The 11,688-nt window shown below is 75.8% G+C and carries 11 protein-coding genes; 4 read left to right on the top strand and 7 right to left on the bottom strand.

Translation table 11 applies throughout. The annotated features are described in order from the left end of the window. The first annotated feature begins 112 nt into the window (after positions 1-112). Entirely contained in the window at positions 113-1,213 is a 1,101-nt protein-coding gene (locus WHI96_RS14935) for an adenosine deaminase (RefSeq protein WP_345643491.1), read from the top strand. Here WHI96_RS14935 and WHI96_RS14930 read toward each other — a convergent pair. Then, positions 1,210-2,481, bottom strand: coding sequence for a SatS C-terminal domain-containing protein (locus tag WHI96_RS14930; protein ID WP_345643488.1), 1,272 nt, complete (start codon positions 2,479-2,481; stop codon positions 1,210-1,212). The genes WHI96_RS14935 and WHI96_RS14930 overlap by 4 nt on opposite strands. Before the next feature lie 85 nt (positions 2,482-2,566). After that, positions 2,567-2,803 carry a hypothetical protein gene (locus WHI96_RS14925; RefSeq protein ID WP_010230125.1) on the bottom strand — a complete coding sequence of 79 codons (237 nt, stop codon included), beginning with the start codon at positions 2,801-2,803 and terminating at the stop codon, positions 2,567-2,569. A 524-nt stretch (positions 2,804-3,327) separates the two neighbouring features. On the opposite strand from WHI96_RS14925, the gene upp reads away from it, so the two are divergent. Then, complete coding sequence (gene upp, locus WHI96_RS14920) at positions 3,328-3,951, top strand: uracil phosphoribosyltransferase (RefSeq protein ID WP_345643485.1); 624 nt, start codon at positions 3,328-3,330, stop codon at positions 3,949-3,951. A gap of 7 nt (positions 3,952-3,958) precedes the next feature. Further along, positions 3,959-4,708, top strand: coding sequence for a GDSL-type esterase/lipase family protein (locus WHI96_RS14915; RefSeq protein ID WP_345643483.1), 750 nt, complete (start codon positions 3,959-3,961; stop codon positions 4,706-4,708). Between the two features lie 3 nt (positions 4,709-4,711). On the opposite strand, the gene WHI96_RS14910 is transcribed toward WHI96_RS14915, so the two are convergent. Genes WHI96_RS14910 through WHI96_RS14895 form a run of 4 tightly spaced genes read right to left on the bottom strand, consistent with a single transcriptional unit; the run spans position 4,712 to position 9,324 of the window. After that, positions 4,712-5,173, bottom strand: coding sequence for a flavodoxin family protein (locus WHI96_RS14910; RefSeq protein ID WP_345643481.1), 462 nt, complete (start codon positions 5,171-5,173; stop codon positions 4,712-4,714). Beyond that, positions 5,170-6,789 carry a phospho-sugar mutase gene (locus tag WHI96_RS14905; protein ID WP_345643478.1) on the bottom strand — a complete coding sequence of 540 codons (1,620 nt, stop codon included), beginning with the start codon at positions 6,787-6,789 and terminating at the stop codon, positions 5,170-5,172. Before WHI96_RS14905 ends, WHI96_RS14910 begins: the two co-directional genes overlap by 4 nt. Further along, the gene (locus WHI96_RS14900; RefSeq protein WP_073576387.1) at positions 6,789-7,592 is read right to left on the bottom strand and encodes a purine-nucleoside phosphorylase; all 804 of its coding nucleotides are present in this window, start codon (positions 7,590-7,592) and stop codon (positions 6,789-6,791) included. The genes WHI96_RS14905 and WHI96_RS14900 overlap by 1 nt, the downstream gene beginning before the upstream one ends. Before the next feature lie 37 nt (positions 7,593-7,629). Further along, positions 7,630-9,324 (bottom strand): serine/threonine-protein kinase, encoded by a 1,695-nt coding sequence (locus WHI96_RS14895; RefSeq protein WP_349302392.1) that lies wholly within the window; start codon positions 9,322-9,324, stop codon positions 7,630-7,632. Between the two features lie 440 nt (positions 9,325-9,764). On the opposite strand from WHI96_RS14895, the gene WHI96_RS14890 reads away from it, so the two are divergent. Continuing rightward, a complete protein-coding gene (locus WHI96_RS14890; protein WP_345646792.1) occupies positions 9,765-11,054 on the top strand; it encodes an amidohydrolase in 1,290 nt (429 codons plus the stop codon). A 79-nt stretch (positions 11,055-11,133) separates the two neighbouring features. Here WHI96_RS14890 and WHI96_RS14885 read toward each other — a convergent pair whose 3' ends face one another. Beyond that, positions 11,134-11,598, bottom strand: coding sequence for a gamma-glutamylcyclotransferase family protein (locus WHI96_RS14885; protein ID WP_062397641.1), 465 nt, complete (start codon positions 11,596-11,598; stop codon positions 11,134-11,136). Positions 11,599-11,688: the final 90 nt, after the last annotated feature.

Raw genomic sequence — 11,688 nt, 5'->3', positions numbered from 1 at the left:
GGACGGTGTTGTGTTGAGCCGTCCGGGGCATGTCTCCGCACCCGGATCGGGTCGATCATGGCAGGTCCGGGCGCCGGGAGTCGCGCGCCACGCCGCTCGGTACCGTGCCCGCGTGGCAGATCCCACCGCTCCCGTCCCGGTCACCCCCGACACCGTCCGCCGCGCGCCCAAGGTGCTGCTGCACGACCACCTCGACGGCGGCCTGCGCGTCGGGACCGTCGTCGAGCTGGCCCGTGAGCACGGCTACGACAAGCTCCCCACCACCGACCCCGGCGAGCTCGCCGCCTGGTTCCTCGGCGCGGCGCACTCCGGCTCGCTGGTCCGCTACCTCGAGACCTTCGGCCACACCGTCGCCGTGCTGCAGACCCGCGAGGCGCTGACCCGGGTCGCCGCCGAGGCCGCCGAGGACCTGGCCGCCGACGGCGTCGTCTACGCCGAGGTGCGCTTCGCCCCCGAGCTGCACGTGGAGGGCGGGCTCGACCTCGACGCCGTCATCGCCGCCGTCCTCGACGGGTTCCGGATCGGCACCGCCCGCGCGGCGGCGGGCGGCAGCACGATCCGGATCGGCACCCTGCTCACCGCGATGCGGCACGCCGCGCGGTCGCGGGAGATCGCCGAGCTGGCCGTGCGCCACCGTGACGCCGGGGTGGTCGGGTTCGACATCGCCGGTGCGGAGAAGGGGTTCCCGCCCACCCGTCACCTCGACGCGTTCGAGTACGTCCGCCAACAGAACGCCCACGTCACCATCCACGCCGGCGAGGCGTTCGGGCTGCCGTCGATCTGGGAGGCGGTGCAGTGGTGCGGCGCCGACCGGCTCGGACACGGCGTCCGGATCGTCGACGACATCACCGCCACCGACGACGGCCCGCACCTGGGCCGGCTCGCCGCCTGGGTCCGCGACAGCCGTATCCCGCTGGAGATGTGCCCGACCTCGAACGTGCACACCGGCGCCGCGTCGTCGCTGGCCGAGCACCCCATCGGGCTGCTCACCGAGCTGCGGTTCCGCGTCACGGTCAACACCGACAACCGGCTGATGTCCGGCTGCACCATGACCAGCGAGATGTACGACCTGGCCGAGACCTTCGGCTACGGCTGGGACACCCTGCGCTGGTTCACCGTCAACGCGATGAAGTCGGCGTTCATCGGGTTCGACGAGCGCCTGGCCCTGATCGAGGACGTCATCAAGCCCGAGTACGAGGCCCTGTCGCGCTAGTGCTCGCGCAGCCGGGCCTCGAGCCCGGCGACGAGCTCGCCCCAGGACTGCGCCTCCCGGGTGAACGGCGGGCTGGGCGCCATCCGCGTCGGGTCCGGCCGCACGACGAACGACACGAGCCAGCCCAGGCTGTCGGACTCGGCGAGGGCCTCGGCGGGCTCGGGGTCCCCGGCCCACTCGCCGACGTCGGTCAGCAGCTCCGAGGCCAGGTCGAGCTGGACCGGGTCCAGGTCGAGCACCCCCTCGGCGAGGTCAGGGCCGATCCCGGTCAGGACGTAGGTGTTCATGTCCTCGACGCCGCCGTCGAGCCCGCCGACGGCGGCCGCGTCGAGCACCTCGGCGAAGGTGACGGCGGCGGTCAGGTCGGTCCCGGCGACGGCGGGGTGCTCCCGGTCGGCCAGCGCCCGGAACAGGGCGCGCTCGGAGCCGAACACGTCGATCCGGCCGTCGGAGCCGAGGAAGACCGGCTTGTCGTCGAGGTAGCAGCGCAGGCTGACCACGGAGCGGTCACCGACCTCGATGCGGATCGGGTCGATGCCGACCTCGGCCCAGAAGCCGGTCGGCTCCTCCTCGGCGGTCTCGGCGGTCTCGGCGTCCTCGGTGCCCGCGGCGAGCGCGGCGGCCTCGAGGGCCTCGTCGTCGTCGAGGGGCTGCTCGGCGAGACGGTCGCGCAGCTCCTGCTCCTCGGCGCGCGCCTTGTCCAGCGCCCCGGCGTCGACCTCCGGGGTGGCGACGAGGTCGTCGACGGTGTCGACGATCCCGTCCCAGTGCGTCGCGATCACCTCGGACAGCGCGGTCCAGCGCTTGGCGCCGTCACGGCCGGCGAAGGCCTGCTCGCCCTCGCGCAGCAGCGCGAACGTGGGCTCGCCGTCGAGCGCGGCGATCACGTCGGTGAGGTCGCAGACGTCGGCCAGCGACCGGACGATGGAGACGGTCTCGTGCAGCTCCTGCACGGTCAGCGCGTCCGGGTCGGCGGCGGCCAGCTCCGGCAGACCGACCAGGTCGTACCGGTGGACGGCGTCGGGGGTCAGCTCGGCGACGGCGAGCCCGGGGACCGCCGACCACGCGGGATGGTCGGTCAGGTCGTGCTCGGGTGCGGTCCGCACGAACGCGGCGAGACCGGCCACCTCGTCGAAGACGAACACGTGCTCGTCGTCGCCGAGGAAGGCTTCCCACTCCTCGCCGTCCTCGCGCCAGGGGGGAGCCCACAGGGTGACCACGTCGCCCCGGGTGAGAGCGAGCCGGATCGGGACGATGTCGCTTGCCACGGGGCGAGCCTATCGTCGCGTCCTCCCGCCGGCCGGTCCCACCACCTCGGGTGTCGCCGGCCCGGCGGATCACGGTCGTGCGGGGTCAGGCCTGGGAGTGCAGTCGGACCACTCCGATGGACACGTCCTCGAGCCCACCCCGGTCGAAGTCGCGTCGCAGCTGGTCGGCCTTGATGGTCGCCGTCATCCCGTCGAACGGGCCGTGCGCGTCCACCTCCCCGGTCTGCGGGTCCACCGCCAGAACAACGTATCCGTCGCACTGCGTGAGCTTTTCCGCAGCAGCGATCAACGTCTGCTCCTCGGAAGTCGTGTTCTCCGGCATCGGATCACCTCCTTGTCGTCTAGTACAGCGTCGGCGGTGCCCTCGATGTGACACCGTTTCGGCCATACCACCCGTTCGGGTCAGGTGAATCGCGAGATCGGCGACCGCGCGTGCCGATCGTGGCACTCCACGCGGTCGGTCACGCGATCCGGCGAACCGGACGCGTCCGACCGGACACCGTTGGTGATCACGATTCCGGTCGGGGATCGGCTGTCACGCAAGGTCTGCGAGGGTGCCCGCGGCCTCACCCGGGAGGACGAGGGGGTACGTCCGGCCGGTCCCGGCGTCACTCGTCGGTGAGCGCGTGCTTCTCACGCTTCGTGAACCGTGACACGCATCCGTGTCAACGTCCGGGGGTGAAGTCCCGGTGTCCGTCCGGTCACGGGACGGCATCGTCGCAGGACACGGCGCGCGTCCGGCCGGCGGGTCCCGCCGGCCGGCGGGGGGACGGCACCGGATCGGTGGGCCGGGCGCCTTCTCACGGGGGATCTCCTCGCGGCCCGGCCGCCGTAGGCTGTGCGCCCGTGGACACGATCGTCGTCGACCACCCGCTCGCGCGGGCCCGGCTCAGCACCATGCGGGACGCCCGCACCGACAACGCCACCTTCCGGGCGGCGCTGCGCGAGCTCACCCTGATGCTGGTCTACGAGGCCACCCGCTCGGCGCCGCTGGCCGAGGACCGGATCCACACCCCGGTCTCGCGGACGGTCGGCCACCGGCTCGCGAACCCGCCGGTGCTCGTCCCCGTGCTGCGGGCCGGGCTGGGGATGGCCGAGGCCGCGCTGAACCTGATCCCCGACTCGCAGATGGGCTTCGTCGGCATGGCCCGCGACGAGACGACCCACGAGCCGGTGCCCTACATGGAGTCGCTGCCCGACAGCCTCGTCGGGCGGCCGGTGTTCGTGCTCGACCCGATGCTGGCCACCGGCGGCTCGATGGTGCACACCGTCGGGCTGCTGACCCGCCGCGGCGCCGACGACGTGACGGTCCTCTGCGCGCTGTCCGCGCCGGAGGGCGTGGAGCGGCTGCGCGTGTCCGGGCTGCCGGTCCGGATGGTGACCGCCAGCATCGACGAGCGGCTCAACGACTCCGCGTTCATCGTCCCCGGCCTCGGCGACGCCGGGGACCGCCAGTTCGGCGCGGTCTGAGCCCGCCGTGAGGCCCTCCCGCCGCATCCTCACCGGGGTCGTGGCGACGGTGGTCGCGGTCGCGCTGTCGGCGCTGCCCGCGGCGGACCGGCCGGAGGACGCCGAGGTGCCCGCCGCCGTCGACGAGCCCGGGGTGGTGCGGGTGATGCCGCTGGGCGCGTCGTCGACGGTCGGGGTGGGGAGCCCGGCGACGGCCGGCTACCGCCTCCCGCTGTGGCAGCGCCTGGCCGCCGACGGCGTCCGCATCGACTACGTCGGCTCCCGCAGCACCGGGCCGGACGCGCTGCCCGACACCGACCACGAGGGCCGTTCCGGCTGGACGGCGGCCCGGATGGTGCCGATGACGGGCGGCTGGGTGCTGGCCGCGCAGCCGGACGTCGTGCTGCTGCACGCCGGCACCAACGACCTGCTGCAGGGCGCGAGCGCGCGGGCGACGGCGGCGAGCCTGGACCGGCTGCTGGACCGCGTGTTCGCGGCCGCACCGCACACCCACGTGATCATGGCCGGGGTGTGGGCGCCGCTGCCGAAGCAGCGGGCCGAGCGGTCTCGGCTGGCCGAGTACCTGCCCCGGGTCGCCGCGGCGCACCGGGCGGCCGGGCACTCGGTGGAGTTCGTGGACACCGCCACCCTGTTCCCCGCCGGGCGGACCGCGGACGGCCTGCACGCCGGACCGGGCGCCTACCGCACGATCGCGTCGGTGTGGGCCGACCGGATCGAGGTGCACCTCGGGGTCCGGCCCGCCACCGGGCGCCGGTAGCGCTCAGTCCTCCGGCATGACGGTCGCGGCCACGATCGCGCCCAGCTCGCGGCACGCGGCCCGGGCGGCGGCGTCCGGGGCACCCGCGACCTCGACCGGCGCCGCCGCCGCCGTCCAGCCCATCGCCCCGGCGATCGTCGTCACCGAGCGGGTCGCGCCGGAGGTGTCGGAGCCGCCGTGCACCCACAGCCCGTAGGGCAGGCCGCGGGTGTCGTCGGCGCAGACGTAGAAGACCTGGTCGAGGAAGTGCTTGAGCGCGCCGGACATGTAGCCGATGTTCGCCGGCGTCCCGAGGACGACGGCGTCCGCGGCGAGCAGGTCGCTCGCCGTCGCGGCCAGGGCGGCGCGGGCGACGACCTCCACCCCGGTGATGTCCGGGTCGGCCGCCCCCGCGCGGACCTCGGCGAGCAGCTCCGCGGTGGCGGGGGACGGCGTGTGGTGGACCAGGAGCAGGCGCGCGCTCATCCGGCGAGCATCCCGTCGACCTCGGTGCGCAGCGCGTCCAGGCGCTCCGCGGCGACGGCCCGCGACGCCGGCACCGCGGCCACGTCGCCGGTGGGGTCCTCCACGACCTCCAGGTAGGCCTTGAGCTTCGGCTCGGTCCCCGACGGGCGGACCACCACGCGGGTCCCGGGCCGCCGCAGCCGCAGCACGTCGGGGGCCGGGCGGTCGGCCTCCCAGCCGGCCGGGGGCGCGTCGCGCAGCCGGGCGACGGCGGCGTCGCGCTCGGCGGGGGCCATCCGGATCGACACGCCCCGGGTGGCGTGCACGCCGAACTCCGCGGCGAGCTCGTCGAGCCGCCGCGGCACCGACGACCCGGCCGCGGCGAGCCCGCGCACCAGGTCCGCGGCGACGACGGCGGCCGAGACGCCGTCCTTGTCCCGGACGCCGTCGGGGTCGACGCAGAGCCCGATCGCCTCCTCGTAGCCGAAGACGAGCCCGTCGCCGGCCCGCACGATCCACTTGAACCCGGTGAGGGTCTCGGCGGAGCGGGCCCCGCGGGCGCGGGCCACCCGGGCGAGCATCGACGACGACACCACGGTCGTCGCGACCAGCGGGTCCGCCGCGGTCCCGGTCCGCAGGACGTGGTCGCCGAGCAGCACGCCGGTCTCGTCGCCGGAGAGCATCCGCCAGCCGTCGGGGAAGGCGACGCCGAGCGCGCACCGGTCGGCGTCCGGGTCCAGCGCGACGGCGAGGTCCGCGCCGCTCTCCGCGGCCAGCGCGAGCAGTGCGTCGGTCGCGCCGGGCTCCTCCGGGTTCGGGAAGGCGACCGTCGGGAAGTCGGGGTCGGGCACGGCCTGGCTCGCGACGACGGCGACGTCGTGCACCCCGGCCCGGGCGAGCGCGGCGACCGCGGTCGCGCCGCCGACGCCGTGCATCGGGGTGAGCGCGATCCGCGGCGCGGGGACCCCGGTGTTCCCCGACAGCGTCGCGACCCGGTCCAGGTAGGCGCCGGTCACCTCCACCGGTTCCGGCAGCGGCCCGAGCGGCACCGACACCGCGGGCGGGGCGGCGGTGATCGCGTCCTCGATGGCGGCGTCGTCGGGGCCCACGAGCTGCGCGCCGTCGGCGAGGTAGACCTTGTAGCCGTTGTCGGCGGGCGGGTTGTGCGAGGCGGTGACGGCGATCCCGGCGACCGCGCCGAGGTGCCGCACGGCGAAGGCCACCAGCGGGGTGGGGACGGGGCCGTCGAGCAGGGTCACGGTGAACCCGGCGCCGGTCAGCACCCGGGCGGTCGCCCCGGCGAACGCCGCCGACCCGTGCCGGGCGTCCCGGCCGACGACGACCCGGCCGGTGCCCGTGGTCCGGGCCAGGTGGGCGGCCAGCCCGGCGGTCGCCCGGGTCACGACGGCGACGTTCATCCCCGACGGCCCGGCCCGCACCGGTCCGCGCAGCCCGGCGGTGCCGAAGCGCAGCGGCCCGGACAGGCGGTCGGCCAGCTCGTCGGCGGCCGCCGCGGCGCCGTCGCCGCCGGCCATCGCGGTGGCCAGCACGCGCTGGAGCTCGGCTCGGGTACCCGGGTCGGGGTCGTCGGCGATCCAGCGCAGCGCCGCGTCGCGCAGCGGCCCCGTGAGCACCATCAGATGCGGCCGACGAGGTCGCGCAGCAGCGAGCCCATCCGGGTCGCCGCGGCGGCGCCGGCGTCGAGGACCTCCTGGTGGTTCAGCGGCTGCCCGGACAGGCCCGCGGCCAGGTTGGTGACCAGCGAGATGCCGGCGACCTCCAGCCCGGCGGCGCGGGCGGCGATCGTCTCGGCGACGGTGGACATCCCGACCAGGTCCGCGCCCAGCGTGCGCAGCATCCGGATCTCGGCCGGGGTCTCGAAGTGCGGGCCGGGCAGCCCGGCGTAGACGCCGTCGACCAGCGACGGGTCCAGCTCGCGGGCGGCGGCGCGCAGCCGCGGGGAGTAGGCGTCGGTGAGGTCGACGAAGTGCGCGCCGTGCAGCGGCGAGCGCGCCAGCAGGTTGAGGTGGTCGGAGATCAGCACCGGCTGCCCGACCGACAGGCCCTCGGTGATGCCGCCCGCCGCGTTGGTCAGCACGACCGTGCGGACACCGGCCGCCGCGGCGGTGCGGACGCCGTGCACGACCGGGTCCATCCCGTGGCCCTCGTAGAGGTGGGTGCGCCCGAGCAGGACCAGCACCCGGGTGTCGCCGATGCGCAGCGAGCGGGCGGTGCCGCCGTGGCCGACCGCGGACGGCGCGACGAACCCGGGCAGCTCGGCCATCGGGACCTCGGTGTCCGGGGTGCCGAGGACGTCGGCCGCCGGGCGCCAGCCGGAGCCCAGGACCACCGCCACGTCGTGGGTGTCGGTGCCGGTGCGGCGGGCGAGCTCGGCGGCGGCGGCGTGGGCGCGAGCGGTGGGGTCGGCGGTGTCGGCCATGGCCGCCAGCCTAGGGGGCGTCGGCGCCCCGGCCTGCTCAGCCCGGGGTGGCGCGGAAGCCCGAGGCGACGGCGTCGAACAGGCCCGCGACGGCGTCCTCGGCGCGGCCGGCGGGGGAGGTCAGCTGCAGTACCCAGACCCCGCCGAGCTGGTCGCGGCCGGGGAGGATGCGCATGAGCGTGCTGTGCTGCGCGCTGCCGCTGCCGGTGGTGAGCGCGACCCGGCTGGAGCCGTCGGGCAGCTGCTCGACCGGCCCGGCGTCGACCGGGTCGACGCCCAGCGCCTGCGGGGTCAGCGCGTCGGTGACGGCCTGCACCGAGGTCGCCGCCCGGACCGACAGCTCCTGACGGCCGTCCGGGCTGACGAAGCGGACGACGACCGAGCCGTCGGGGGCGGGCGAGCGGAACTGCGTCCAGCCGTCGGGTACCGGCACGGTGAAGCCGAGCGGGTCCGGGTAGGTGGTGCGCAGCGACCGGTCGGTGGCGACGGTGACCGTCGACAGCGGCTCCTGGCCGGCCAGCGCGCGGACCCCGGCGAACCCGGCGAGCGCGCCGAGCAGCACGACCAGGGCGCCGCCGAGGACCAGCGGGACGGCGCCGAGCACGGTGCTCGGGCCGGCCGCCGCGGTGCGGGCGGGCGCCGCCCCCCGCGACGACGGCCGGGCCCGGCGCGGGCGCGGCGGCTCGGCGGGCGGCGGTGCCGGCGCGGGCACGGGGTCGGCGACCGGGACGCGGCCGTAGGTGCCGGTGCCGGTGGGGCCGACCTTGCCGGGCGGGGGCGGTGCGGCGACCCGCGGCGGTGCCGGTGCCGGGGGCGGGGCCGAGCCGGTCGGTGCGGGGACCCGCGCCATCACGGTCGGCACGTCCGGCGAGCCGGGGAAGATCGGGTCGTCCGGGTCGGCGAGCAGCGGGCGCAGCCGGGCCCGGACCTCCTCGAGCGGCATCCGGCCCGACGGCTCCTTGACCATCAGCCCGGCGATGACCTCGGCGACCGGGCCGGTGACCGTCGGCGCGGGGACGGGGCCGTCGACGACCTCGGTGATGGTGCGGACCGGGTCGCCGTCGACGTCGTAGGGCGGGCGGCCCTCGACGGCGGCCCAGAGCGTCGCGCCGAGGCCCCACAGGTCCGCGGCCGGGGTGACCGGCTGGCCCGCGGCGACCTCGGGGGCGATGTAGGCGGGCGAGCCGAGCACGAGGCCCGCGGAGGTCATCGGCGCGTCGGACTCGTTGCGGGCGATGCCGAAGTCGGTGAGCTTGATCCGGCCGTCGTCGGAGATCAGGACGTTGCCGGGCTTCACGTCGCGGTGGGTGATCCCGGCCCGGTGCGCGGCCCGCAGCGCCGCCGCGGTGCCGTGCCCGACGACGCCGGCCTGCGCGGCGTCGAGCCTGCCCAGCTCGGTGATCGCCGCGGCCAGGTTCTTCGACGGCACCAGCTCCATGACCACCAGTGGCTCGTCGCCGCCGGAGTCGAGCACGTCGAACACGGTCACGACGTTGGGGTGCGACAGCCCGGCCAGGGCCCGGGCCTCCCGCATGATGCGTTCCCGCAGCTCCAGCTTCTCCCCGGCCGGGATGCCGTCGGGGATCTTCAGCTCCTTGAGCGCGACGCGACGGTGCAGGACCTCGTCGAAACCCGACCAGACGGTGCCCATCGCGCCGCTCCCGAGCGGACCGTCGACGCGGTACCGCCCGGCGAACTGTCGGCGCTGGACCTCGCCCTCGGGAACGGACACGCCGCCGATTGTTCCATCGTGCCCGCGCGGCCCGTCCCCGCACACCGTTCCCGGCCGAGACCGTCACCGCCGGTGCGCGATGGTGACGGTGCGTGACGGCACTGGTCGGTCCGGGACGCCGGACGGCCGCCGCGGCGGGCCGGGCGCGTGGACGGTCACGGTCCGGTGGCGTTCCGGCCGCGGGTCGGTGTCGTCGTCCGGGGGGTTCCCCGTGACGGGCGTCCGAACCGCCGGTGAACGGCGAGGACGGCCGTTCGCCGACGGGAGGAGCGGTCGCACGCGGCCGTTCACCTGGAGCGGTGAACCCGCTGGCAGCAGCTCGCCGACCCCTTGCCGCCCCGAGGCGTGAACGGACGATTTCGACTGGAACACCGCCGGACGGGTGAGCACCATCATGGGTGGTGGGACACGACCGAACGCCGTCCGCGTCGACCGCCGACATGCGGGCCGTTCCCGCCGAGTGCCAGTACGAGGAGGACAAGGTGACTGCGCTGCAGACCCGCACCGAGCTCCCGGAGATCACCGATCCCGCGGTCGACGATCTCGGCTCCGGCACGGGTCCGGCCTGGCTGGAATCGTGGATGCGGGCGCACAAGGGCGAGATCGTCGGCTGGCGCCGCGCGATCCACGCCCAGCCCGAGCTGGCCCGTCGCGAGCACCTCACGACCGCGCGGGTCGCGGAGACCCTGCTGCGGGCCGGTCTGGAGCCGCGCACGCTGCGCGGCGGCACCGGCGTCGTCTGCGAGGTGGGGCACGGCGAGCCGCTCGTCGCCCTGCGCGCGGACATGGACGCGCTGCCCCTGCAGGAGCAGACCGGTCTCCCGTTCGCCTCCGAGGTGCCCGGCGTGATGCACGCCTGCGGGCACGACGCGCACACCGCGATGCTGCTCGGCGCGGCGCTGGCGCTGCAGTCCGCGCCGTCGCTGCCCGGCCGGGTCCGGCTGGTGTTCCAGCCGGCCGAGGAGGTGCAGCCGGGCGGCGCGCTCGACGCCGTCGAGCAGGGCGTGATGGAGGGCGTGCAGCGGATCTTCGCGCTGCACTGCGACCCGCGCCTGGAGGTCGGACGGCTCGGCACCCGGGTCGGGCCGATCACCTCGGCCTGCGACCTCATCGAGGTCCGGCTGACCTCCCCGGGCGGGCACACCTCGCGCCCGCACCTGACCGCCGACCTCGTGCAGGCGCTCGGGCTGCTCGCCACCCAGGTTCCGCTGCTGCTGACCCGCCACGTCGACCCGCGTTCGGGCACCGTCCTGACCTGGGGCGCGGTGCACGCCGGGGACGCGGCGAACGCGATCCCGCAGTCCGGGCTGCTGCGCGGCACCCTGCGCACCGCCGACCACGCCACCTGGACCGAGCTCGAGGAGAAGCTGCGGGCGCTCGTCGCGTCCGTGCTGGCCCCGACCGGTGTCGGCTACGTGCTCGACCACGTCCGCGGTGTCCCGCCCGTCGTCAACGACGCGGTGTCCACCGGGATGCTGCGCGACGCCGCGGTGACCGTCGGTGGCGAGGTCGCCGACGCAGCCACCGAGCAGTCCTCCGGCGGCGAGGACTTCGCCTGGTACCTGGAGCACTCCGCGGGCGCCATGGCGCGGCTCGGGGTGTGGCCGGGCACCGGCAAGAAGCGCGACATCCACCAGCCGACCTTCGACCTCGACGAGCGGGCCCTGCCGTTCGGCTCGCGCGTGCTGGTGCAGGCCGCGCTGTCCGCGCTGGCGCAGGCGGCCTCCTGAACCACCGTCTCCCGCGGTGCACGACGACGGCCCGGTCCCCTCGCGGGGCCGGGCCGTGGTCGTCAGCCGGTGCGGCCGGTCAGGACTGGTTGCCGGGGGAGGACTTGCGGCTGGGCCTGCTGCGCAGCTCGTTGACGTAGTCGTCCGGGGCGCCCGCGGTCTCCGCGGCGTCGGCGATCACGCCCAGGTAGCGGGCGGACGGGTCCCCGCCCTCGTAGGCGTTCAGCACGTAGATGAACGCGAGGACGCTGCCGTCGAGGGTGGCGACGCGCAGCCGGAGCTTCTTGTGCATGCCCAGCTCGCCGCCCTCCCAGCGGTCGAGCTGGCGTTCGTCGTGCTCGGGGACGTCGTAGAGCACGACGAACACCTGCGAGCCCGGCTCCTCCACCACGGTGGAGAGCGCGCCCTCCCAGGTGTAGTCCTCGCCGCCGAACGTCAGCCGCCAGCCCTGGAGCCACCCGGTCCCGGCCATCGGCGAGTGCGGGGCGCGCTCCTTCATCTGCTCGGGGTCCATGTTCGACCCGTACGCGGCATACAGCGGCACGCGTGCAGGGTAATGGGGAGCCCGACGGGGCCTCGACCCGCCCGGTCGTAACGATGGGACGCGCGTACTGTGAGCCCCGTCGACGCCGGC

It is taken from the genome of Pseudonocardia tropica (assembly GCF_040105315.1).
GTDB lineage: Bacteria > Actinomycetota > Actinomycetes > Mycobacteriales > Pseudonocardiaceae > Pseudonocardia > Pseudonocardia alni.
The sequence above is the reverse complement of the archived record's forward strand: the minus strand, read 5'-3'. Positions and strand labels throughout refer to the sequence as shown.